Below are 23,102 nucleotides of genomic sequence, written 5' to 3'. Positions count from 1 at the left end.
CCGAGCGATCGTCGGGATCCGCCGTGAACGAGTCGGAGTTTTCGACCGCCGGCTCAGGTCGAGAGAAACCGTCGGGCCAAATTGGCCTCCGTCGAGGCGCCCTCTTCCCAATGAGCGATCCACGGCCCAGTGCCCTCGGACTGGTCGATGATGCCGTCCTCCAGCCACAGGTATCGCCCCTGCAGCAAGTTGCGGGTGAGCTGAACGTCGCTGCCGTCGGTGTTTTCCCACAAGGCGTGGAAGAGCGCCTGCACCCGCAACGCCGCCTGCCGGCAGAACGTTTCGGCCAACTGGTAAGCCTGCTGGCCGACCGCCGGATCGGCGGAACGTTGAGCCTCCGCCCGCACGCAGGCCGCCGACATCGCGAACAACTCGGCGCCGAGGTCGACGACGCGCCCGAGGAAACCCTGCCGTTGCTCCAACTTGGCCTGCCAACGCGCCATCCCGTAGAAGGTGTTGCGGGCCAGCTTGCGGCTAGAGCGCTCGATGAACCGTAGGTGCGACGCCAACGTACCGAACTCGTGGTAAGCGCGCGGCCGCTGACCTTGCCCGAAAGCTAACTGCGGCAACCACTTAGCGTAGAACCCGCTTGCACCGACCGCCGCGGCGGCCTTCTGCCGCAAACCGGCGTCAGGCTTGGCAAGGTCGCCGGCCGCGGCGAGGTGCGCATCGACCGCCTCCCGAGCGATGAGCAGCCTCATGATCTCGCTGGAACCTTCGAAGATGCGGTTGATCCGTAGGTCACGCAGCGTCTGCTCCACGGGTACGGCGCGTTCGCCGCGAGCGGCCAGCGACTCGGCCGTCTCATAGCCCCGCCCGCCCCGAATCTGCATGACTTCATCGGCGATGAGGCAGGCCATCTCGCTGGACCACAGCTTGGCCAGCGCCGCTTCGATCCGGATGTCGTTGCGGCCTTCGTCGGCCATCTGGGCGGACAGCTCGAGCACCGCGTCGAGCGCGTACACGGTCGCGGCGATGAACGACAGCTTGCCGGCCACCGCTTCGTGCTCGGCCAGCGGTTTGCCCCACTGCACCCGCTCGCCGGACCATTCGCGCGCAATCTTCAACGCCCACTTGGACGATCCGGTGGCGCTGGCAGGTATGGACAGCCGCCCGGCATTGAGCGTTGTGAGCGCGATCTTCAGCCCGTCGCCTTCGGAGCCGATCAGGTTTTCGCGCGGGACACGAACCTTGTGCAGCCGGGTCACGCCGTTCTCGATGCCGCGCAGTCCCATGAATTTGTTGCGCCGCTCCACGGTAATTCCGGGTGAATCGGCCTCAACGACGAAGGCGCTGATTCCGCCGCGGTGCCCTTGGCTTTTCGGCACCCGGGCCATGACCACCAGCAGTTCGGCGACCACGCCGTTGGTGGTCCACAACTTCACGCCGTCGAGTTCGTAAGCCTGTCCGTCGTCGACCGGGGTGGCCGTCGAGGCCAGCCGGGCGGGATCGGATCCCACATCGGGTTCGGTGAGCAAGAACGCCGATATGGCCCCGGCAGCGCAGCGGGGCAAGAACTTCTGCTTCTGCTCCGGGGTCCCGGCGAGTTTGAGCGGCTCGGGGACCCCGATCGACTGGTGGGCCGACAGCAGTGCACCGAGGCTGGGATGAACGCTCGAAACCATCATCAGCGCGCGGTTGTACGCAACTTGCGACATGCCCAGGCCGCCGTATTCGGACGGGATCTTCATCCCGAAGCAGCCCAGGTCGGCAAGGCCTTTCACGTATTCGTCGGGAATTTGCGCGTCGCGTTCGATGACGCTGCCATCGATGGTGTCCAGAAACTGCCGCAGCCGGTCGAGGAACGTCCGGGTGCGGGCCTCGTCGGCGTCAGAGGGTGTGGGGAACGGGTGGATCAACTCCAGCGGGAACCGGCCGAGAAATAGCTCTTTCGCGAAGGACGGCTTGTCCCAACCGCTTTCGCGTGACTCCTCGGCGAGAGCTCTCGCCTGCTCTTCGGTGACCTGGGCTTGCTGCGCCATTGCAGCCTCCTTGCTAGACGGCCGTAATGGGGTGTGAGTACCCGCCATCCACGGCTCGCCACCACCGAATCGCCCAACGGAAGTGAGCCCGGGCAGGCACGACCGACGCCCCGCGTCGCCGTCAGCCGAAGGCAGGGTCAGGCGTCGAGTTCCCGGGCCACCGCCTTGACCACTTCGGAAACCCGGCGGGCGGTCTTGCGGTCCGGGTAGCGTCCCTTGCGCAACTCGGGCTGCACGGTGCTTTCCAGCAGCGTGATCATGTCCTCGACCATGCCGTGCAGCTCATCGGGGCTGTGCTTATGCTCGGCGGGCGCGTCGCGACGTGCCTTGGTCAGGCTGGGCGGCGGCTCAATCAGCTTGAGGCTCAACGCTTGCGGGCCGCGCCGTCCGGAGGCGATGCCGAACTCCACACGCTGGCCCGCCTTGAGTCCCTCGACCCCGGCGGGCAACGCCGAGGAGCGGACGTACACGTCTTCGCCGTCCTCTTGCGACAGGAAGCCGAACCCCTTGTCAGCGTCGTACCACTTCACCTTGCCCGTCGGCACTGGTCTCACCTGCTTGTCTAGCGAATCAATCGAAATAGGAAACACAATAAGCGTCCCGCCTGCGCAGGACGCCGTGTTAGGAGTTTGATCCTACTCGGATGCCGGGGTAACGAGCACCCCCGTCATCGGGTACTCGGTACGCTTGGTAGTACCCGCGGAGGAGATATGCGCACCATCCTGAACGTTATCTGGCTGGTCTTCGGCGGCCTGTGGATGGCCGTCGGGTATCTGGCTGCGGCGCTCATCAGCTTCCTGCTCATCATCACCATTCCGTTTGGCTTCGCGTCGCTGCGCATCGCCTCCTACGCGCTGTGGCCGTTCGGCCGCACCATCGTGGACAAGCCGACCGCGGGGTCCGGCGCCCTGATCGGGAACGTCATCTGGGTGGTGCTGTTCGGGGTGTGGCTGGCGATCGGCCATCTGGTGAGCGCCGCGGCGATGGCGCTCACGATCGTCGGCATTCCGCTGGCGTTGGCCAATCTCAAACTGATTCCGGTGTCATTGATGCCGCTGGGCAAGCAGATCGTTCCGGTCAGCTCGCCGCCCCACTACGCCTCGCCGGTGGCCGCATGACCGTGACGACGCTGGGCCTCCCGTCGGTCCGGAGCCGCGATGACGGCCCGGCCGTTGCCACCGCTGCGCCGGCCACCGGCCCGCTGGTGGACACCTACGGGCGGATCGCCACCGACCTGCGGGTCTCGCTGACCGACCGCTGCAATCTGCGGTGCAGTTATTGCATGCCGGCGGAGGGCCTGAACTGGCTGCCGGGCGAGCAGCTGCTCACTGCCGGCGAGCTGGCCAGGCTGATGCGCATCGCGGTCACCCGGCTGGGGGTGACCAGCGTGCGGTTCACCGGCGGCGAACCGCTGCTGGCGCGCCACCTCGAGGAGGTGGTCGCCGCGGCCGCCGCGCTGCGGCCGCGCCCCGAGATCTCGCTGACCACCAACGGTGTCGGGCTGGCGCGGCGCGCCGCCGGGCTCGCCGCGGCGGGCCTGAACCGTGTCAACGTGTCGCTGGACAGCGTGGATCGGCACAACTTCGCGGCCATCACCCGCCGTGACCGGCTCGCCGACGTGCTGGCCGGCCTGGCCGGCGCCCAGCAGGCCGGCCTGACGCCGGTGAAGGTGAACGCCGTCCTCGACCCCGCTACCGGCCGCGAGGACGTGGTCGGCCTGTTGCGGTTCTGCCTCGAGCACGGCTACCAGCTGCGCGTCATCGAGCAGATGCCACTGGACGCCGGACACCAATGGCGGCGGGACGCGGCGCTGAGCGCCGACGATGTGCTGGCGGCGCTGCGCCCGCACTTCCGGCTGCGGCCCGACCCGGCGCCGCGCGGATCGGCCCCCGCCGAACTTTGGCTGGTCGACACCGGCCCGGGCACACCGAGCGGCAAGTTAGGCGTCATCGCATCGGTGTCGCACGCCTTCTGCGGCGCGTGTGACCGCACCCGGCTGACCGCCGACGGCCAGATCCGCAGCTGCCTGTTCGCCGAACAGGAGACCGACCTGCGCGTGCTGCTGCGCAACGGCGCGCCCGACGAAGCGATCGAGGCGGCGTGGCGCGCCGCGATGTGGGGCAAGCCCGCCGGCCACGGCATCAACGACCCGAACTTCATCCAGCCTGTCCGGCCGATGAGCGCGATCGGTGGCTAGCCCCACGGGACAGACCCCTGTCCAAGCCGGCGGAATCCAGGTGACGGTGCGCTATTTCGCGGCCGCGCGCGCGGCCGCGGGTGTCGAGTCGGAGACGGTGATGCTGCGCTCCGGGACCACGGTCGGCGAACTGGTGGAGCGGCTGGCCGCACAGGGGTCTCACCTGGCCGCCGTGCTGACCCGGTGCTCGTACCTGCGCGACGGGATCGCCGTCCGCGACGAGACCGCGCCGTTGCAGTCCGGTGACACGATCGATGTGTTGCCGCCGTTTTCTGGCGGCTGAAACTGTGAGTTATCTCACGTAACGGATTCATAACGGCGCGGTCACGCTCCGATATCACCTCCCATGACCTGCGCAAACACCATGTGTTCCTGCGGTTTTCGCGGATGGCCGAGAGGGAAACGCCGGGTTTCGCAAGACGTGACGAGACCAACAGCATCCGTTACCGTCTCCGAAGGCTCGCCAGCCATCCCGATTGGCGGACCTCCCCTCCCTATCGCGCCGAGCTCCATCCAATAGGCGGGGGGCCACCGAACCACATGGATGGAGACGGGGGACCCACCGGTCCACTGTGATCGGACTGGGGCCGCTCGCGGCTCCTAGGGGTGAAGCCGACGTCGTCGTGACGACAACGTCGGCCGGGTGGCCTCTCCAACCCGAACCCGACAGCTGACCTCGCAGGCGCGTGACGAGAGAGGAATACCTCGGCGCGTATGACTGGACGTCACCGTAAGCCCAGCAGTTCAAACATCAGCGTCGCCAAGATCGCCGTCACCGGCGCGGTCCTTGGTGGCGGCAGCATCGCCCTCGCCGGCCAAGCGGCCGCGGCCACCGATGGCGAATGGGATCAGGTAGCCCATTGCGAATCGGGTGGCAACTGGGCCATCAACACCGGCAACGGCTACCACGGCGGTGTGCAGTTCAGCGCCAGCACCTGGGCCTCGCACGGTGGTGGCCAGTACGCCCCGTCGGCCGAGCTCGCCACCAGGGAGCAGCAGATCGCCGTCGCCGAGCGGGTGCTCGCCACCCAGGGGCGCGGCGCCTGGCCGGTGTGCGGTGGCCCGCTGTCCGGTCCCACCCAGCGCGACGTTCCCGCGCCGGCAGCCCTGGACGGACCCGGCGTCAACGGCGCCCCGGCGCCGCTCGCCCCGCCGGCGGACGCGCCCCCGCCGGACGCTCCCCCTCCGCCCCCGCCGCCCGCGGACCCGCCCGCGCCGGTGCAACTGGCCTCGTTCGACCAGCCGGCACCACCGGACGCTCCCCCGCCACCACCGGCGGACCTGCCGCCCGCTCCCCCGGCCGACGCCGTCCCGCCCGCACCACCCGCGGACCTGCCTCCGGCGCCCCCGGCCGACGTGCCGCCGCCCGCCGACGCGATGCCGCCCGCACCCCCGGCGGACACACCGCCGGTTGTGGACACGGACTTTCACGGTTTCGTCCCGGCGAGCATGCCGCAGCACGCCGCCGACGCGGGCTACACCCAGCAGCTGTGGGACGCCATCCGGGCCCAGGACGTTCAGGGCAACGACGCGCTGGACGCGCTCGCTCAGCCGTCGCCTAACGCCTGACCGCCGCCACACCCCCCGCACGCCCCGAAAACCCTCCTGTTCGGGGCGTGTCGGGCACGGCGCGCCATTCGGCAGCTGACCACGATCCAAGTGTCAGGCCGAGCCCACCCACTCTTCGGTTCCGTCGGCAAAGAATTGGTGTTTCCACACCGGTAGCCGCGCCTTGATGGTGTCGACCAGGTGCGCGCAGGTGGCGAATGCCGCCTGCCGGTGGTCGGCGGCGACGGCCGCGACCAGCGCCGCCTCTCCGATGCACAGGGCGCCGATCCGGTGGCTGGCGGCGACGGCGCGCAGCCCGCTGGCCTGCTCGGCCACCTCGGCCACCACCTCGGCGATGACCTGGTCGGCCGACGGGTGCGCGGAGTACTCCAGTCGGACCACCCGACGTCCGCCGTCATGGTCGCGGATCATGCCGACGAACCCGACGATGGCCCCGGCCGACTGATGGCCCACCAACTCTTCGTGCTCAGCCAGTGAAATCGGGTGCTCGGTCATCGCGGCGCGCACGACGAGCGTCATCGCTGGTGATCTTCGCCGGCGAGCTGATCGAGCGCATGGTCCAGCACATCGGCGAGCACGCCGAGGCCGTCGCGCACCCCGCCGGGTGAACCCGGCAGGTTGACGATCAGCGTCTGGCCGGCCACACCGCACACCCCCCGCGACAGCACCGACGTCGGCACCTTCGGCAGGCCCGACTGCCGGATCGCTTCCGCCAGCCCAGGAATCATGTAGTCGACGACGGCCACGGTCTGGTCCGGTGTGCTGTCGCTGGGCGAGATGCCGGTGCCTCCGGAGGTGATGATGACGTCGACATCCGCGTCGATCGCGGCGCGCAGCGCGTCACCGACCGGCCGCCCGTCGGCGACCACCTCGGGCTGCACGGCCGAAAAGCCGCGCTCTGCCAGCCATTCCGCGATGATCGGGCCGCACCGGTCGTCGTACACCCCCGACGACGCGCGGGTCGAGGCGACGATGACGCGGGCTGAACGGGTGCTCATGGGCGCGCCCACCTTCCGGTTTTGCCGCCTTCCTTGCGCAGCACTCGAATGTTGTCGATCCGTGCGGCCGGGTCTACCGCCTTGATCATGTCGTAGAGCGTCAGGCCCGCGACGCTGACGGCCGTCAGCGCTTCCATCTCCACCCCCGTGCGGTCGGTGCTTCGCACCGTTGCGATGATCTCGATCTCAGACTCGCCCACGGCGAAGTCGATGTCGACCCCCGTGAGGGCAAGTTGATGACAAAGCGGGATGAGGTCGCTGGTGCGCTTCGCGGCCTGAATGCCGGCGATCCGCGCGGTGGCCAGCGCATCGCCCTTGGGCAGGCCGCCGGTCGAGATCAGTCCCACCACTTGCGCCGACGTGTGCAGGACGCCCGCGGCGACCGCGGTCCGCTTGGTCGCCACCTTCGCACTGACGTCGACCATGTGCGCCGCCCCGTGATCGTCCAGGTGCGATAAGGCGACGGAGCCGGAGTCTCCCGACGCCGCGCTCGCCGTGGCTTTCGGGGGCTCAGCGGCCCTGGCCATCTGGCGGCCTACCTACCGATTGACGACGGTGACCGGATGCACGTAGGGCAGATCGGTGGGGGGCAGCGGGAACACCAGCTCGCCGAAGGGGGACAGTGCGCCCGTGCGATCGGTCACGAGTTCACTGACCGCATGGTCGTCGGGGTCCGTCGTCGGCCAGCCGTTGTCGACGTACTTGGTCTTGCGGGCTTTGCCCTCAGCAGTGTCAGCCACGAGGTCCATTCTTACAGGTGGCCCCACCGCAGGTGCTGCAAGACCGGGGTTGGCAGCGGCGTGGCCGACACCGCCGCTGGTGACCGTCCCGGCGCAGGGCGGGGTCGTCGACGTCTGCTGGGTACCCGCGACCTGCTTTACGCTGGTCAGCAATGACCGACAACACCCCGGATATCCCGCTGGGGTCGTGGCTGGCCGAGTTATCCGATGAGCGGCTGATCCGACTGTTGGAATTGCGGCCGGACCTCGCCCAGCCCCCGCCCGGCAGCATCGCCGCACTGGCCGCGCGCGCCCAGGCCCGCCAGTCGATCAAGGCCGGCACCGACGACCTGGACTTCCTGCGGCTGGCCGTGCTGGACGCGCTGCTGGTGCTGCAGGCTGACGCGGAACCGGTGCCGACCGCGAAGCTGCTGGCACTGATCGATGACCGCGCCCCCGAAAGCGACGTCCTCGACGCCGTGGACGACCTCCGGCAACGCGCCCTGGTCTGGGGCGAGACCGCGCTGCGGGTGGCCGCCGACGCCGCGACGGGCATGCCGTGGCACCCGGGACAGGTCATCCTCGAGGACACCGCACGCGGCGCCGAGGAGATCGCCGCCCTGATCGACGACCTCAACCCGGCGCAGCTCGACGTGTTGGAAAAACTTCTCGAAGGCTCCCCGATGGGCCGCACGCGTGACGCCGCCCCCGGCGCGCCCGCCGACCGGCCGGTGCCCCAGCTGCTGGCCATGGGACTGCTGCGGCGCATCGACGCCGAGACGGTGATCCTGCCCCGCCATGTTGGGCAGGTGCTGCGTGGCGAGCAGCCCGGCCCCATGCAGCTGACCGCACCCGACCCGGTGGTGTCGACCACCACGCCCGATGACGCCGACGCGGCGGCCGCCGGCGCCGTCATCGATTTGCTGCACGAGGTCGACGTTCTACTGGAAACCCTGTCCACCGCACCGGTTTCAGAGCTGCGCAGCGGGGGGCTGGGCATCCGTGACGTCAAGCGCCTGAGCAAGGTGACCGGCATCGAGGAGCCGCGGCTGGGTTTGATCCTGGAAGTCGCGGCCGCGGCCGGATTGATCGCCAGCGGCATGCCCGACCCCGAGCCGATCACCGGCGAGGCGCCGTACTGGGCACCGACCGTCGCCACCGACCGGTACGCCGCGATGTCGGCCGCCGAGCGCTGGCAGCTGCTGGCGAGCAGCTGGCTCGACCTTCCGGGTCGGCCGGCGCTGATCGGCGGCCGCGGCCCCGACGGCAAGCCCTATGGGGCCCTCACCGACGGGCTGTACTCCACGGCCGCACCGCTGGATCGCCGGCTGCTGCTCGGCATGCTGTCCGAACTTCCCCCCGGCGCCGGCGTCAACGCGGAGACAGCCTCCACGGCGCTGATCTGGCGGCGACCGCGCTGGGCCAAGCGGTTGCAGCCGGGGCCCGTCGGGGATCTGCTCGCCGAAAGCACCGCCCTGGGCATGGTGGGCCGTGGCGCGATCAGCACACCCGGCCGCGTACTACTGGACGACGACGGCGATCCGCAGGCCGCGATCGAGGCGATGAACCGGGCACTGCCCAAACCGGTCGACCATTTCCTGGTGCAGGCCGACCTGACCGTCGTCGTGCCCGGGCCGTTGGAACGCGACCTGGCCGACCAGCTCGCCGTCGTTGCCACCGTGGAATCGGCCGGCACCGCGATGGTGTACCGCGTCAGCGAACAGTCCATCCGGCATGCGCTCGACGTCGGCAAGACCCGCGACTGGATGCATTCCCTGTTCGCCAACCACTCGAAAACCCCGGTGCCGCAAGGGCTTACCTATCTGATTGATGACGTTGCGCGCCGGCACGGTCAGCTGCGGATCGGTATGGCCGCATCGTTCGTGCGCTGCGAGGACCCCGCACTGCTGGCCCAGGCCGTGGCCGCACCGGCGACCGAAGAAGTGCAGTTGCGGGCGCTGGCGCCGACGGTCGCCGTGTCGCCGGCACCCATCGCCGAGGTGCTCGTCGCGTTGCGGGCCGCGGGTTTCGCCCCGGCGGCCGAGGATTCCTCCGGCGCCATTGTCGACGTGCGTCCGCGCGGCGCCCGGGTGGCCACGCCGCAGCAACGCCGGCCGTATCGCCCGGTCCGGCGTCCCAACAGCGAAAGCCTGCACGCGGTGGTGGCGGTGCTGCGCAAGGTGACGGCCGCACCGTTCGGCAATATCCGCGTCGACCCCGCGGTCACCATGTCGCAGCTGCAGCGCGCCGCCAAGGAACAAGACTCCCTGGTGATCGGTTATCTGGATGCGGCGGGTGTGGCCACCCAGCGGGTGGTGTCGCCCATCACCGTCAAGGGCGGTCAGCTGGTCGCCTTCGACTCCGCGTCGGGGCGGCTGCGTGACTTCGCCATCCACCGCATCACGTCGGTCGTGTCGGCCACCGACCGATAATGGTTGGCATGCCCGCCGGCGTGAACACAGCTGAGGAGGAGTAGCGCTGACTATGTCTGACGGACCGTTGATCGTGCAGTCGGATAAGACGGTGCTGCTCGAGGTGGACCACGACCAGGCCGGCGCGGCGCGTGCCGCCATCGCGCCATTCGCCGAGCTGGAGCGCGCACCGGAACACGTGCACACCTACCGCATCACGCCGCTGGCGCTGTGGAACGCCCGCGCCGCCGGTCACGACGCCGAACAGGTGGTCGACGCCCTGGTCAGTTTCTCGCGCTACGCGGTGCCCCAGCCGCTGCTGGTCGACATCGTCGACACCATGGCCCGTTACGGCCGCCTGCAACTGGTGAAGAACCCCGCGCACGGCCTGACACTGGTGAGCCTGGATCGCGCGGTGCTCGAAGAGGTGTTGCGCAACAAGAAGATCGCCCCGATGCTCGGCGCCCGCATCGACGACGACACCGTCATCGTCCACCCCAGCGAGCGCGGCCGTGTCAAGCAGATGCTGCTCAAGATCGGTTGGCCCGCCGAGGATCTCGCCGGTTACGTGGACGGTGAAGCGCATCCCATCAGCCTGGCCCAGGACGGCTGGCACCTGCGCGACTATCAGCAGATGGCCACCGACTCGTTCTGGTCCGGCGGCTCCGGCGTGGTGGTGCTTCCGTGCGGCGCCGGTAAGACGCTGGTGGGCGCGGCCGCCATGGCCAAAGCCGGTGCGACAACGCTGATTCTGGTCACCAACATCGTCGCGGCGCGGCAATGGAAGCGCGAGCTGATCGCACGCACGTCGCTCACCGAGGACGAGATCGGCGAGTACTCCGGCGAGCGCAAGGAGATCCGGCCGGTGACCATCTCGACGTATCAGATGATCACTCGCCGCACCAAGGGCGAGTATCGGCACCTGGAGCTCTTCGACAGCCGGGACTGGGGGTTGATCATCTACGACGAGGTGCACCTGTTGCCGGCGCCGGTGTTCCGGATGACCGCCGATCTGCAGTCCAAGCGGCGGCTGGGCCTGACCGCCACCCTGGTCCGCGAGGACGGGCGCGAGGGCGACGTGTTCTCGCTGATCGGTCCGAAGCGCTATGACGCGCCGTGGAAGGACATCGAGGCGCAGGGGTGGATCGCGCCGGCCGAGTGCGTCGAGGTGCGGGTCACCATGACCGACAACGAGCGGATGCTCTACGCCACCGCCGAACCCGAAGACCGCTACAAGCTGTGCTCGACGGTGCACACCAAAATCGCTGTGGTCAAATCGATCTTGGCGAAGCATCCCGGTGAGCAGACCCTGGTGATCGGCGCCTACCTCGATCAGCTCGACGAGCTCGGGGCCGAGCTGAACGCCCCGGTGATCCAGGGGTCCACCCGGACCAAGGAACGCGAAGAGCTCTTCGACGCGTTCCGGCGCGGCGAGTTGTCCACCCTGGTGGTGTCCAAAGTCGCGAACTTCTCCATCGACCTGCCGGAAGCCTCTGTGGCGGTGCAGGTTTCAGGAACGTTCGGATCACGCCAAGAGGAGGCGCAACGGCTGGGCCGGCTGCTGCGGCCCAAGCACGACGGCGGGGGCGCCATCTTTTATTCCGTGGTGGCACGCGACAGCCTGGACGCCGAGTACGCCGCGCACCGGCAGCGCTTCTTGGCCGAGCAGGGCTACGGGTACATCATCCGCGACGCGGACGACCTGTTGGGTCCAGCAATTTAGCCTGCGGCTCAGGCGATTAGAGCGACAGGATGGTCGCCGACGCGGTGCCGGGCGCGCCGTACACCTGGGCCAGCCCGACGCGCGGATTGCCGGGCACCTGACGCTCCCCTGCCTCGCCGCGCAGCTGCCGCACCAGTTCGTGCATCTGCCGCAACCCCGACGCGCCGATCGGCTCGCCGTTGGCGATCAACCCGCCGTCGGTGTTGACCGGCATCGAGCCGTGAATCTCGGTGGCGCCGTCGGCCAGCAGCTTCTCCTGCTCGCCGTCCGCGCACAACCCGGTCTCGGCCATGTGGATCACCTCGGCGCCGGCGTCGGTGTCCTGCAGCTGGGCGACGTCGACGTCCTCCGGGCCGATACCGGCCGCCTCGTACGCCGCCTTGGCGGCATACACCGTCGGTGACGCATCCTCGTCCAGGGGCGCCGAGGTGGCGTGCACCTCGTAGGCGCCGAAGCGCCGGGTCCGAATCTCACAGGCGCGCACGTAGACCGGCTTGTTGGTGAATTTCTCGGCCATGTCGGCGCGACACATGATGACCGCGGCGGCGCCCTCGTCGGGCGCACAGAACATGTACTGGGTCAACGGGTAGTTGAGCGCGGGCGAGGCGAGGATCTCCTCGACGGAGATCTCCTTGCGCCGGAAGGCATTCGGGTTCAGCGCACCGTTGCGGAAGTTCTTGTTGGCCACCCGCGCCAGCGTATCCTGCGAGATGTTGTGGTCGTGGATGTACTTGTTGGCCTTCATCCCGAAGAACTTGGTGGTGACGAATTGGCCGTTGTTGGCGTACCACTGGGGCAGCGCCAGCTTGGCGGGGTCATCGGTGAACGCGCCGCGCGGGTGCTTGTCGAGCCCGATGGCGATGCCGATGTCGTACTTGCCCAGCCGGATGGTGTCGGCGGTCTGCTGAATGGCGCTGGCCGCGGTGGCGCAGGCGTTGAACACGTTGGTGAACGTGATGCCGGTCAGCCCGACCAGCCGCGTGACCGCGTCGGGGTTGGAGACCTCGTAACTGCCACCGAAGCCGAACTGGATGTCCTTCCACTCCACGCCCGCGTCTTTGAGTGCGAGCTGGACGGCCTCGGCGCCCATCTGCATCGCGGTCTTCTCGAACCGGCCGAACGGGTGCAGGCCCACGCCGATGATGGCGACGTCGTTGGTCATCTCGAATCCTCCTGGATAGATGGTGGCGACCCGCTCAGCCGGGCTGCGCCGCCGTCGCGTTCGCCACGGGTCGCTCAGACCGGCTGGAATGCGAAAGTCATGATCTCGGCGCCCTCGTCGTCGGTGTTGAGCGGCACCATGGTGAGTTCAACTTCCTGACCGAACTGCAGCTTGGCCGGGTCGTTCTCGGTCAACCGCCCCTCGACGCGGATGACGTCACCGAGCTGAACCAGGCCCACACCGAACGGCACGAAGTCCTTGCCGGTCGGGCCGGCATAGGGGGCTCCGGGCGGGAAGCCCTGGGTGGTCCACGCCACCAGCGTCCCGCGGCGCGGCAACAGCACCTCGGACATCTCGCCGGCGCTGCAGCGCGGGCACCACTGCTGCACCGGGAAGGTGGTGGCCGCACAACTGCCGCATCGGCTGCCGATCAGCTGCGGGTCGTCATCGGGCCAGGTAGAGATCTCGGGCGCAAGTGCTTTCTGCATCGAGGGATCCTCCAGGACGTCCACAATCCGCCATCAGAATATTGCTCACTGAACCGTATAACAGCTTTCCGAAAAGTGGAAATCCCATTCTCATCAGCCGCAGGGCCCAGCGGGCTGCGCGCAAGGAGATAGGTTGGCGCAATGACGGTCACGGTGATACTGGAGCTCAGGTTTAAGCCCGACGAGGTCGCCGCGGGGCGCGAGTTGATGGGCCGGGCACTGCAGGACACCCGGGCATTCGACGGCAATCTGCGCACCGACGTGCTTGTCGACGAGGACGACGAAGCGCACTGGCTCATCTACGAACTGTGGGAGACGGTCGAACACGACGAGGCCTATCGGGCGTTTCGCGCCGGCGAAGGCAAGCTGACGCAGCTCCCTCCGCTGCTCGCCGCGCCTCCGGCCAAGACGAGGTACGTCACGTCCGATATCTGACCCTCGTGGGCCAGGTGGTTCCTGTTCGGGGATCGCTCGCTGCAACGGTCCCACCGGCCCCGGCGGAGGCCGCTCAGCTCAGCGCGGGAATGACCTCGCGCTCAAACAGTTCGATCCCGGAACGGTCGTAGGCGGCCTCGGGGAAATAGCAGATGGCGTATTCGCATCCGAGGTCACGGATCCTGGTGAGCCGCTCGATGACTTGCTCGGGTGTGCCCGTCGCGGAGTCGGGACCGCTGGTGCCGGCGATCATCGCATCCGCGGAAGCCTCACCCACATAGCCGACCATCCGGTCGCGGACGCGTTGCAACCGGTCTTTGACGTCGGCCTCCGACGCGCCGACGATCGCATTGACGTTGACCGAACGCACGATGGCATCGAAGTCGGTGCCCACGTCCCGGCAGTGCTCGGCCAGCACCTCCGACTTGTGGGCGAAGGCCGCCGCCTCGGGCGTGAAGTTGGTGTAGTTCGCGTATTTGGCGGCGATACGCAGGGTAACCTTCTCACCGCCACCGGCGATCCAGAGTGGAATCCCGTTGTCCTGCAGCGGCTTAGGAGACACAATCGCTCCGTCGGCCTGGTAGTGCTTACCGTCGAAGCTCACCTTGCCGTCGCGCCAGGCGTCGCGCATGATCTGCACGCCTTCGTCGAGCCGGCCCAATCGCACGCCCGCCGACGGGAATCCGTAACCGTAAGCGCGCCATTCGTGTTCGTACCAGCCGCCGCCGATGCCCATCTGAATCCGGCCGCCGGAGATGATGTCGGCCGTCGCGGCGACCTTGGCGAGGTAGACCGGATTGCGGTAGCTCATCGCCGTGCACATCTGGCCGAGTTTGATCCGCGACGTGGTGGCCGCGTAGGCGGCCATCAGCGACCACGCCTCGTGGGTGGCTTCGGCGGTCGGCACCGGGACGGTGTGGAAATGGTCGTAGACCCACAGCGAGTCCCAGCTGCCTTTGTCGGCGTAGTCAGCCAGGTCACGCATCACCGCCCAGTGCTTCTCGGGTTCGATGCCGACCAGATCCATTCGCCAGCCTTGCGGAATGAAGAGACCAAAGCGCATAGCAAAGGACTTTAGCCCGGCAGCGATATCGTCAGCCAGGCCGAGGGCCGCGGCACCGCCGGACGCGGCCACGTCCTGGCGGAAGTTACCGGCTCAGATACCCAGCGCGTCGAGCGCGGCCGCGACCGACTTCTCGCGCAGCTCATATGCTTACCGAACGCTGAGTAAGTCGGGAGGCGATCATGCGGATACTCATTTCCGGCGCCAGCATCGCGGGCCCGGTCCTGGCGTACTGGCTGACCCGGTACGGCTTCGAGGTCACCGTCGTGGAGCGCGCCCCGACGCTGCGCAAAACCGGTGGCCACGCCGTCGACTTGTTCCGTCCCGCAATGGAAATCTCGTCGAAGATGGGTGTCCTGCCGCGCATCGAGGCGCTGGCCACCGGGACGGACCGGCTGACGATGTACCGAGAAGGCCGGGCCAAAGCCACTCGGATCGACCTCACCAAGATCTACGCCGCAACCTCCGACCGGCACGTGGAAATCATGCGCGACGACCTGAGCGAGATCTACTACGACGCCGCCCGCGACGACGTGGAGTACCTGTTCGGCGACTCGATCACCGCGATCGAGCACGACGGCACCGTGACGTTCGAGCACAACCCGGCGCGCACCTACGACGTCATCGTGGGCGCCGACGGGCTGCACTCTCATGTGCGGCGCCTGACATTCGGCGAGGACGCCGAGTTGACCCGCTTTCTCGGGGGGTACCTGTCGGTGGTGTCGGCACCCAAGGCACTGATCGAGTCCGGCGAGATGGTGGCCCACGTAGGCACCGGCCGTTTCGCCGGGATCTACACGGCGGATCACCTGGACGACGCCCGCGCGGTGTTCATGTTTCGCAGCAAAACGGAGTTGGACTACGACCATCGCGATACGTTGCGGCAGAAGGAATTACTGAACGAAGCGTTCGCCGGGATGCACGATCAGGTGGACGCCTGGCTCGACGAACTTGAACGCACGCCCACCTTTTACTTCGACTCGATCACCCAACTGCGCACCGATCGGTGGTCGCGACGCCGGGTCACCCTGGTCGGCGACGCCGGTTACTGCCCGGGACCCGCGGTGGGCGGTAGCACCAGCCTCGCCGTGCTCGGCGCCTACGTGCTGGCCGGAGAACTCGCCGAGGCGGGCGGCGACCACCTGCGCGCCTTCGCCGCCTACGAACTGCGGATGCACGAACCGGTGCGTCGCAGCCGCACTTTCGCCCGCGGTGCCGCTAAAAGCATCATCCCCGATTCACGCATTGGAGTGTGGGCGTTAACCCGTGGAGCCCAGCTGGTTTCGGTGATGCCGGGGTCCCTGTCCCGAGCGCTGGCGAAGCTCAACACCAAGGGCGTCCGGATGCACGATTCGATGCCGGTGCCCGAATACACCGGAACAGACGTCTGACAGCATGTCCTGTAGAGCCGCGGCCCGAGCACCGCGCGCCACAACGGGAAGGCTGCACATGGAACTGACCGGTGTCGGAATCTGGAGCAGCCAGCTGCGCTACGGTGACCCGGCCGAATCTGCCGAAGCCGCAGCCGAACTCGACGAACTGGGCTTTCCGGCGCTGTGGATACCCGACGTCGGCGGCCCGGTGTTCGACGCGGTCGGTCATCTACTCGGCGCAACCAAGCGGACCGTGGTCGCCACGGGAATCCTGAACCTGTGGATGCATTCGCCCGGCGACGTGGCCGATTCCTACGCGACCCTGACCGCCGAGCACGGCGACCGCTTCTTGCTCGGAATCGGCGTCAGCCACGCCCCCTTGATCGATGCCGGCCACCCGGGGCGATACCGCAAGCCCCTGGCCGCGACGGCGGCTTTCCTGGACGGCTTGGATGCCGCGCCGCGGCCGGTTCCCGCCGAGCGCCGGGTGCTTGCGGCGCTCGGCCCGAAGATGCTGGCGCTGGCCGCGAGCCGTGCCGGCGGTGCGCACCCGTACCTTGTCACACCCGAGCACACGGCTTCCGCGCGTTCGACTCTGGGTCGAGGGCCGCTGCTGCTGCCGGAACAGACGGTGATCCTGACCGAGGACGCAGACGAGGCACGCCAGATCGGAACCGATTGGCTTCGCGCGTATCTGGCGCTGCCCAACTACGCCAACAACCTGCTGCGCAGTGGCTTCTCCGAAGACGACCTGTCACAGGTGAGCGATCGGCTGTTCAACGCGATCATCGCGTGGGGTGACGAAGAGGCCGTCATCCGTCGCGTCGCCGAGCATCGTTCCGCGGGCGCCGACCACGTCTGCGTCCAGGTGCTGCTCGCCGATCCCCGCGCCTTCCCGCGGGAGGAATGGCGCCGCATCGCGGCCGCCACCACACAGGGGTGACCTGCCGGGGCGCTCGGGCCTAGGGTGGGCTATGGCTTCCAAACAGACGCTGTTTCGGATCTTTTACCGCATCGGTTTCACCCCGTGGGATGGCCATCCGCTCGCGCAGAGCGTGCGCGATCTGGTCGAGGGAACCCGCGACGCCGCCGCCCTGCCGGCGGGATCGGCCCTGGAAGTCGGGTGCGGTACCGGAGATTGCTCCATCTATCTGGCCCAACACGGCTGGAAAGTCACCGCGGTCGACTTTGTGGCCAAGCCGCTGGAGCGTGCGCGGGCCAAGGCCGGCGCGGCCGGCGCCGCGGTCGACTTCGTCCAGGCCGACGTCACGCAGCTGAGCCGGGCCGGCATCGGCGCCAACTTCGAACTGATCGTCGACAACGGCTGCCTGCACAACATGAGCGACGCGGATCGCGATGACTACGTCCGGGAGATCAGCGCCCTGGCGGCGCCCGACGCGCGGCTGCTGATCGTCGCGTTCGTGCCGGGCGGCCGGGTCGGGGTACGCGGAGTCGATCGCGCCGAGATGGAACGCCGCTTCGCGCAGAGCTGGACGCTGTTGTCGGCCGGTGCCGAACGCGAGCTGGACCGGGCCGAGAAGACACCGGCCTGGTACTACCTGTTCCAAAGGCGCCGTTAGACTTTGGCGACAAAACGCTTCAGCCCCCGAAACCTCGTTGTTTCGGGGGCTTTCGCGCCCGCGTGTTGCAGGGTCAGCTCAGCGAGGCCGGCGGTAGGAAGCGGTCGCCGTACTTGGCGGCCAGTTCCTTGGCCCGGGCCACGAAGGCTTCCTTGCCGATACCACCCGCACCCTGGTAACCGACGATGAACTGCGCGCTACCGCCGGTGTACGGCGGGAAGCCGATGCCCATGATGGACCCGATGTTGGCGTCGGCGGTCGACGTCAGCACGCCCTCGTCCAGGCACTTCTGCGTTTCCAGCGCCTCGGCGAACAACATGCGATCGATCATGTCCTGCAACGGGATTTCCGCGCTACCGGACTTGAACGTCTCGCGCAGACCCGGCCACAGCCGGGTCCGCTTGCCGTCGACGTACTCGTAGAAACCGGCGCCCTTGAGCCGCGACGGCCGGCCGAGCTCGATCATCTTCTCGACGACGGCCTCGGCCGGGTGCGGCTCGTAGGTGCCGCCCGCGTCCTCGACGCCCTTGCGGGTGGCCGTCGCGATCTTGTGCATCAGCTCCAGGTTGAGCTCGTCGGACAGCTGCAGCGGCGGCGCCGGGTAGCCGGCCTGCGAACCGGCGTGCTCGATGCTGGCCGGCTCCACGCCCTCACCGAGCATCGCCAACGCCTCGTTGACGAAGGTGCCGATGACCCGGCTGGTGAAGAAGCCGCGGCTGTCGTTGACCACGATCGGGGTCTTGCCGATGGCCAGGGTGTAGTCGAACACGCGGGCCAGCGCCTCGTCAGAAGTCTTCTCGCCCTTGATGATTTCCACCAGCGGCATCTTGTCGACCGGCGAGAAGAAGTGGATCCCGATGAAGTCCTCTTGGCGCTTCACGCCGGTCGCCAGACCGGTGATCGGCAGCGTCGAGGTGTTGGACCCGAGCAGCGCGTTGGGCTCGACGATGTCCTCGATCTCCTGGAACACCTTGTGCTTGAGTTCCTGGTTCTCAAAGACCGCCTCGATCACGAAGTCGACGCCCTTGAAGGCCTCGGGGTCGGCGGCCGGTGTGATGCGGTCGAGTAGTGCCTTGCTCTTCTCCTCGGTGGTCTTGCCACGCTGAAGCGCTTTGGCCTCAAGCTTTTCCGAGTAACCCTTGCCCTTCTCGGCGGCCTCCAGGCTGACGTCCTTGAGCACCACCTCGAAACCGGCCTTGGCCGACACGTAGGCGATACCGGCGCCCATCATCCCCGCGCCCAGCACACCGATCTTGTTGATCTTGACCGGCTCGATGCCGTCGGGCCGCGACCCGCCGCCGTTGATGTGCTGCAGGTCGAAGAAGAACGCCTGGATCATGTTCTTGGCGACCTGGCCGGTGACCAGCTGGGTGAAGTAGCGGCTCTCGATGCGGCTGGCCGTGTCGAAGTCCACCTGCGCGCCCTCGACGGCCGCGTCCAGGATGGCGCGCGGCGCGGGCATGGGTGCGCCCTTGAGCTGCTTCTTCAGCAGCGCCGGGAACGACGGCAGGATGCCGGCCAGCGCGGGGCTGGACGGGGTGCCGCCCGGCATCTTGTAACCCTTTTTGTCCCAGGGCTGTTCGTGCGAATCGGGATTGGCCTTGATCCACGCCTTGGCGGCGGGGACCAGCTCCTCGACCGAGCCGACGAGCTCGTCGACCAGGCCGATCTCCTTGGCCTTGTCAGCCTTGAACCGGGTGCCCTGCGACAGGATGTTCATGAAGGCGTTCTGAATGCCGAACATCCGCACGGTGCGGGTAACACCGCCCCCGCCGGGCAGCAGGCCCAGCGTCACCTCGGGCAGGCCGACGACGAGGCCCTTGACGTCCGCGGCTATGCGGTGGTGACACGCCAGCGCGATCTCCAGGCCGCCGCCGAGCGCGGCGCCGTTGATGGCGGCCACCACCGGCTTGCCCAGGGTCTCCAGCGCGCGCAGGTCACGCTTGACGCTCTCGACGGTGTCGAACGCCTCGCCGGCGTTCTCCGGGCCGAGGTTGATCATGGCCTTGAGGTCACCGCCGGCGAAGAAGGTCTTCTTCGCGCTGGTGATGACCACGCCGGTGATCGAATCCTTCTCAGCCACAAGGCGTTCCACAGCGTTGTGCATGGACTCGCTGTAGTGCTCGTTCATCACATTGGCCGACCCGGTGGGGTCGTCCAAGGTCAGGGTGACGATGCCGTCGGCATCTTTATCCCACTGAATGGTGTTCTCTGCCATGGCCTTAAACCCTCTCGATGATGGTGGCGACACCCATGCCGCCGCCGATGCACAGCGTGATCAGGGCGCGACGCGCGTTGCGGCGCTCCAGCTCGTCGACCATGGTGCCGGTGATCATGGCGCCGGTGGCGCCCAGCGGGTGGCCCATCGCGATGGCGCCACCGTTGACGTTGAGCTTCTCGTCCGGGATGTGCAGATCCTTTTGGAACTTCAGCACCACCGACGCGAACGCCTCGTTGAGCTCGAACAGGTCGATGTCGTCGATCGTCATGCCGGCGCGGTCGAGCACCTTCTGCGTCGCCGGGGTCGGGCCGGTCAGCATGATGACCGGGTCCGAGCCACTGGTGGCGGTCGCCACAATGCGGGCCCGGGGGGTCAGGCCCTGCGACTTGCCCGCGGCTTCCGAGCCGACCAGCACCAGCGCGGCGCCGTCGACGATGCCCGAGCTGTTGCCGCCGGTGTGGACGTGGTTGATCTTCTCGACGTAGTGGTACTTGGTCAGCGCCACGTCGTCGAAGCCGCCCATCTCGCCGATGCCGTCAAACGCGGTCTTCAGCTTGCCGAGGCCCTCCAGCGTGGTGTCGGGCCGCATGTGCTCGTCGTGGTCGAGGATGACCAGGCCGTTCTGGTCGCGCACCGGCACGACCGACTTGGCGAAGTAGCCGCCCGACCATGCCGCCGCCGCCTTCTCCTGCGAGCGCAGCGCGTAGCGATCGACGTCCTCGCGGGAGAAGCCCTCGATCGTCGCGATCAGGTCGGCGCCGATGCCCTGCGGGACGAAGCCGATCTGGTAATTGGTCTCGGGGTCGGTCGCCCAGGCGCCGCCGTCGGAGCCCATCGGGACGCGGCTCATCGACTCGACACCGCCGGCCAGCACCAGGTCGTCCCAGCCGGACCGGACCTTCTGCGCGGCGGTGTTGACGGCCTCGAGGCCCGAGGCGCAGAACCGGTTGAGCTGCACGCCGCCGGTGGTCTCGGGCAGGCCGGCCGCCAGCACCGCGGTGCGGGCGATGTCACCGCCCTGGTCACCGACCGGGGACACGACGCCCAGGATCATGTCGCTGATCAGGTTCTCGTCCAGGTCGGGGAACCGCCGGCGGAGCTCGTCAACCAGGCCGACGACCAGGTTGAGCGGCTTCACCTCGTTCAGCGAACCGTTGCGCTGCTTGCCCCGCGGGGTGCGGATGGCCTCGTAGATAAAAGCTTCTTCGGACATGACGACTTCCTGCTCTCCGAATAGGGTTCAAACCGTCTTCAAGACTAGGTTCCGCACCACCCTAACAGGGCCCCCGGCCAACCTGTTGGTTGACCAAGACGGCCCAGCTCAGGGGCGCCTGGTGACGGCCATCACGCGGCGCTTGGGGCATGGCCGCAGCCCCTGCGGACGGGGCATGGCCGCCAACCGCCCCCGAACGTGCACCTATCTTGCTGCTCGACGTCGGGCGTGAAGATGACTTCACCCTCGCCGCTAATGCATTGTGCCGGGTCGGACTGCCCCCGCCTAAGCTCGACCACCATGACGGTGTCGCGACTGCGCCCCTACGCGACCACGGTGTTCGCCGAGATGTCGGCGCTGGCCGCGCGGATCGGAGCGGTCAACCTCGGCCAGGGGTTCCCGGACGAGGACGGACCCCCGGCGATGCTGAAGGCCGCCCAGGAGGCCATCGCCGGGGGCGTCAACCAATACCCACCGGGCATCGGCATCGCCCCGCTGCGGCACGCCATCGCCGCCCAGCGGCAGCGCCGTTACGGCATCGCCTATGACCCCGACACCGAGGTGCTGGTGACGGTCGGCGCGACGGAGGCCATCGCCTCGGCGGTGATCGGGCTCGTCGAACCCGGCTCCGAGGTTCTGCTCATCGAGCCCTTCTACGACTCCTACTCGCCGGTGGTGGCGATGGCCTCCGCGCAGCGGGTGGCCGTGCCGCTGGTCCCCGATGGCCGCGGTTTCGCCCTGGACGCCGAGGCCCTGCGCCGGGCGGTGACGCCACGGACCCGCGCGCTGATCGTCAACTCGCCGCACAACCCGACCGGCATGGTGCTCAGTGCCGACGAGTTGGCCGCAATCGCCGAGGTCGCGATCGCGGCCGACCTGTTGGTGATCACCGATGAGGTGTACGAGCACCTGGTGTACTCCGCCCCTGCCGGCAGGCGGCATCTGCCGCTGGCCGGTTTCGACGGCATGGCCGAACGGACGATCACCATCTCGAGCGCCGCCAAGATGTTCAACTGCACCGGCTGGAAGATCGGATGGGCTTGCGGCCCGGCGCATCTCATCGCCGGAGTGCGCGCGGCCAAACAGTATCTGAGCTATGTCGGCGGCGCGCCGTTTCAGCCGGCGGTGGCCTTGGCACTGGAGACCGAGGACGCGTGGGTGGCCGGCCTGCGCGCCACTTTGCAGGCCCGACGCGATCGACTGGCCGCCGGGCTGATCGACGTCGGGTTCGAGGTGCACGACAGCGCGGGCACCTACTTCCTGTGCGCCGATCCGCGCCCGCTGGGTTACGACGACAGCGGCGCGTTCTGCGCGGCTTTACCGGAAAAGGCTGGCGTGGCCGCGATCCCGATGTCGGCCTTCTGCGACCCTGCCGCTACGCAGGGACCGGCCGACGTGTGGAATCACTTGGTGCGCTTCACCTTCTGCAAACGTGACGACACCCTCGACGAAGCGATCAAGCGACTGGCCGCCCTGAAGAACGGGCCGGCCGGTTAGCCGACGGCCCCCATCACCCGCTTGCGCAGGCCCTCCAGCGCGGCGTGCAGGATTTTGTTTCCGGCCGAGCGCACCCAGAACCCGGGCAGCGGCGCTCTGAGCTCGATCGTGAGGGTGAACCGCACCCGGGTCTTGTCGTCGCCCTCACGCTCCAGGTTGTATTCGCCATGCTGAGCGTGCTGCTGGGCGGTCTTCTGCGCATCCCAGACCATCCAGTCCGGACCCCAGTGGTATTCGACCATCTCGGTATCCGCGATGCCGCTCACCCTGATCGTCATCTTCACGTGGTGCGGCAGGCCGTCGGGATATCTGTCGACGACTTCGACCCGCTTGTGCAACGGAGACCACGAGGGCACGGCGTCCATGTCGGCCAGCGCCTCCATGATCACATCCGGGGGCGCCTCAATGACAATCTCAGACGATGCGCGTATGGCCACCAGCTACCAAATTAGCAATCGCGCTGCCCCGGCG

General features: G+C 68.1%; 23 protein-coding genes and 1 riboswitch. Of the genes, 11 read left to right on the top strand and 12 right to left on the bottom strand.

The window, feature by feature from the left end:
- Positions 1-53: 53 nt before the first annotated feature.
- Both ACIUM1_RS19345 and ACIUM1_RS19340 read right to left on the bottom strand, forming a co-directional pair.
- Entirely contained in the window at positions 54-1,982 is a 1,929-nt protein-coding gene (locus ACIUM1_RS19345) for an acyl-CoA dehydrogenase family protein (RefSeq protein ID WP_406814211.1), read from the bottom strand.
- A 137-nt stretch (positions 1,983-2,119) separates the two neighbouring features.
- Entirely contained in the window at positions 2,120-2,527 is a 408-nt protein-coding gene (locus tag ACIUM1_RS19340) for a cold-shock protein (protein WP_406814210.1), read from the bottom strand.
- A gap of 165 nt (positions 2,528-2,692) precedes the next feature.
- Here ACIUM1_RS19340 and ACIUM1_RS19335 point away from each other — a divergent pair, with 165 nt between their 5' ends.
- The 4 genes from ACIUM1_RS19335 to ACIUM1_RS19320 all read left to right on the top strand — a co-directional run bounded on the left by ACIUM1_RS19335 (position 2,693) and on the right by ACIUM1_RS19320 (position 5,748).
- On the top strand, positions 2,693-3,100 hold the full coding sequence (locus tag ACIUM1_RS19335; RefSeq protein ID WP_406814209.1) for a YccF domain-containing protein: 408 nt from the start codon (positions 2,693-2,695) through the stop codon (positions 3,098-3,100).
- Entirely contained in the window at positions 3,097-4,179 is a 1,083-nt protein-coding gene (moaA, locus tag ACIUM1_RS19330) for a GTP 3',8-cyclase MoaA (RefSeq protein WP_406814208.1), read from the top strand. The genes ACIUM1_RS19335 and moaA overlap by 4 nt, the downstream gene beginning before the upstream one ends.
- The gene (locus ACIUM1_RS19325; protein ID WP_406814207.1) at positions 4,172-4,462 is read left to right on the top strand and encodes a MoaD/ThiS family protein; all 291 of its coding nucleotides are present in this window, start codon (positions 4,172-4,174) and stop codon (positions 4,460-4,462) included. The genes moaA and ACIUM1_RS19325 overlap by 8 nt, the downstream gene beginning before the upstream one ends.
- Positions 4,463-4,669: 207 nt before the next feature.
- Positions 4,670-4,880, top strand: a riboswitch (cyclic di-AMP (ydaO/yuaA leader).
- A 13-nt stretch (positions 4,881-4,893) separates the two neighbouring features.
- Positions 4,894-5,748 (top strand): transglycosylase family protein, encoded by an 855-nt coding sequence (locus ACIUM1_RS19320; protein ID WP_406814206.1) that lies wholly within the window; start codon positions 4,894-4,896, stop codon positions 5,746-5,748.
- Positions 5,749-5,841: 93 nt separating this feature from the next.
- Here ACIUM1_RS19320 and ACIUM1_RS19315 read toward each other — a convergent pair whose 3' ends face one another.
- Genes ACIUM1_RS19315 through ACIUM1_RS19300 form a run of 4 tightly spaced genes read right to left on the bottom strand, consistent with a single transcriptional unit; the run spans position 5,842 to position 7,486 of the window.
- Positions 5,842-6,267 carry a molybdenum cofactor biosynthesis protein MoaE gene (locus tag ACIUM1_RS19315; protein WP_406814205.1) on the bottom strand — a complete coding sequence of 142 codons (426 nt, stop codon included), beginning with the start codon at positions 6,265-6,267 and terminating at the stop codon, positions 5,842-5,844.
- On the bottom strand, positions 6,264-6,746 hold the full coding sequence (locus ACIUM1_RS19310) for a molybdenum cofactor biosynthesis protein B (RefSeq protein ID WP_406814204.1): 483 nt from the start codon (positions 6,744-6,746) through the stop codon (positions 6,264-6,266). The genes ACIUM1_RS19315 and ACIUM1_RS19310 overlap by 4 nt, the downstream gene beginning before the upstream one ends.
- Positions 6,743-7,273: a cyclic pyranopterin monophosphate synthase MoaC gene (gene moaC, locus ACIUM1_RS19305; RefSeq protein WP_406814203.1), complete on the bottom strand. Its 531-nt coding sequence runs from the start codon at positions 7,271-7,273 to the stop codon at positions 6,743-6,745. Before moaC ends, ACIUM1_RS19310 begins: the two co-directional genes overlap by 4 nt.
- A 12-nt stretch (positions 7,274-7,285) precedes the next feature.
- Entirely contained in the window at positions 7,286-7,486 is a 201-nt protein-coding gene (locus ACIUM1_RS19300; protein ID WP_197520447.1) for a hypothetical protein, read from the bottom strand.
- 152 nt (positions 7,487-7,638) lie between these two features.
- On the opposite strand from ACIUM1_RS19300, the gene ACIUM1_RS19295 reads away from it, so the two are divergent.
- On the top strand, positions 7,639-9,897 hold the full coding sequence (locus ACIUM1_RS19295) for a helicase-associated domain-containing protein (protein WP_406814202.1): 2,259 nt from the start codon (positions 7,639-7,641) through the stop codon (positions 9,895-9,897).
- 52 nt (positions 9,898-9,949) lie between these two features.
- On the top strand, positions 9,950-11,599 hold the full coding sequence (locus ACIUM1_RS19290; RefSeq protein WP_406814201.1) for a DNA repair helicase XPB: 1,650 nt from the start codon (positions 9,950-9,952) through the stop codon (positions 11,597-11,599).
- A 16-nt stretch (positions 11,600-11,615) separates the two neighbouring features.
- On the opposite strand, the gene ACIUM1_RS19285 is transcribed toward ACIUM1_RS19290, so the two are convergent.
- Both ACIUM1_RS19285 and ACIUM1_RS19280 read right to left on the bottom strand, forming a co-directional pair.
- Positions 11,616-12,761, bottom strand: coding sequence for a thiolase family protein (locus ACIUM1_RS19285; RefSeq protein ID WP_406814200.1), 1,146 nt, complete (start codon positions 12,759-12,761; stop codon positions 11,616-11,618).
- 74 nt (positions 12,762-12,835) lie between these two features.
- Positions 12,836-13,249 carry a Zn-ribbon domain-containing OB-fold protein gene (locus ACIUM1_RS19280; protein WP_406814199.1) on the bottom strand — a complete coding sequence of 138 codons (414 nt, stop codon included), beginning with the start codon at positions 13,247-13,249 and terminating at the stop codon, positions 12,836-12,838.
- A 141-nt stretch (positions 13,250-13,390) separates the two neighbouring features.
- On the opposite strand from ACIUM1_RS19280, the gene ACIUM1_RS19275 reads away from it, so the two are divergent.
- Positions 13,391-13,684, top strand: coding sequence for a putative quinol monooxygenase (locus tag ACIUM1_RS19275; protein WP_406814198.1), 294 nt, complete (start codon positions 13,391-13,393; stop codon positions 13,682-13,684).
- 73 nt (positions 13,685-13,757) lie between these two features.
- Here ACIUM1_RS19275 and ACIUM1_RS19270 read toward each other — a convergent pair whose 3' ends face one another.
- A complete protein-coding gene (locus ACIUM1_RS19270) occupies positions 13,758-14,747 on the bottom strand; it encodes an LLM class F420-dependent oxidoreductase (RefSeq protein WP_406814197.1) in 990 nt (329 codons plus the stop codon).
- 182 nt (positions 14,748-14,929) lie between these two features.
- Here ACIUM1_RS19270 and ACIUM1_RS19265 point away from each other — a divergent pair, with 182 nt between their 5' ends.
- The 3 genes from ACIUM1_RS19265 to ACIUM1_RS19255 are packed head-to-tail and all read left to right on the top strand — an operon-like array spanning position 14,930 to position 17,700.
- Positions 14,930-16,138 (top strand): FAD-dependent monooxygenase, encoded by a 1,209-nt coding sequence (locus ACIUM1_RS19265; RefSeq protein ID WP_406814196.1) that lies wholly within the window; start codon positions 14,930-14,932, stop codon positions 16,136-16,138.
- A gap of 58 nt (positions 16,139-16,196) precedes the next feature.
- Positions 16,197-17,063, top strand: coding sequence for an LLM class F420-dependent oxidoreductase (locus tag ACIUM1_RS19260; RefSeq protein ID WP_406814195.1), 867 nt, complete (start codon positions 16,197-16,199; stop codon positions 17,061-17,063).
- Positions 17,064-17,094: 31 nt separating this feature from the next.
- Complete coding sequence (locus ACIUM1_RS19255; RefSeq protein WP_406814194.1) at positions 17,095-17,700, top strand: class I SAM-dependent methyltransferase; 606 nt, start codon at positions 17,095-17,097, stop codon at positions 17,698-17,700.
- Positions 17,701-17,773: 73 nt separating this feature from the next.
- Here ACIUM1_RS19255 and ACIUM1_RS19250 read toward each other — a convergent pair whose 3' ends face one another.
- Both ACIUM1_RS19250 and ACIUM1_RS19245 read right to left on the bottom strand, forming a co-directional pair.
- Positions 17,774-19,918, bottom strand: coding sequence for a 3-hydroxyacyl-CoA dehydrogenase NAD-binding domain-containing protein (locus ACIUM1_RS19250; RefSeq protein ID WP_406814193.1), 2,145 nt, complete (start codon positions 19,916-19,918; stop codon positions 17,774-17,776).
- A 4-nt stretch (positions 19,919-19,922) separates the two neighbouring features.
- Positions 19,923-21,134, bottom strand: a complete 1,212-nt coding sequence (locus ACIUM1_RS19245) for an acetyl-CoA C-acetyltransferase (protein ID WP_406814192.1) — start codon at positions 21,132-21,134, stop codon at positions 19,923-19,925.
- A gap of 300 nt (positions 21,135-21,434) precedes the next feature.
- On the opposite strand from ACIUM1_RS19245, the gene ACIUM1_RS19240 reads away from it, so the two are divergent.
- Positions 21,435-22,631, top strand: coding sequence for a pyridoxal phosphate-dependent aminotransferase (locus ACIUM1_RS19240; RefSeq protein WP_406814191.1), 1,197 nt, complete (start codon positions 21,435-21,437; stop codon positions 22,629-22,631).
- On the opposite strand, the gene ACIUM1_RS19235 is transcribed toward ACIUM1_RS19240, so the two are convergent.
- Positions 22,628-23,068 carry an SRPBCC family protein gene (locus tag ACIUM1_RS19235; RefSeq protein WP_406814190.1) on the bottom strand — a complete coding sequence of 147 codons (441 nt, stop codon included), beginning with the start codon at positions 23,066-23,068 and terminating at the stop codon, positions 22,628-22,630. The two genes, ACIUM1_RS19240 and ACIUM1_RS19235, sit on opposite strands and share 4 nt — an antisense overlap.
- Between the last annotated feature and the right edge of the window lie 34 nt (positions 23,069-23,102).

This window comes from Mycobacterium sp. M23085 (genome assembly GCF_045343915.1).
Lineage (GTDB): Bacteria > Actinomycetota > Actinomycetes > Mycobacteriales > Mycobacteriaceae > Mycobacterium.
The sequence above is the reverse complement of the archived record's forward strand: the minus strand, read 5'-3'. Positions and strand labels throughout refer to the sequence as shown.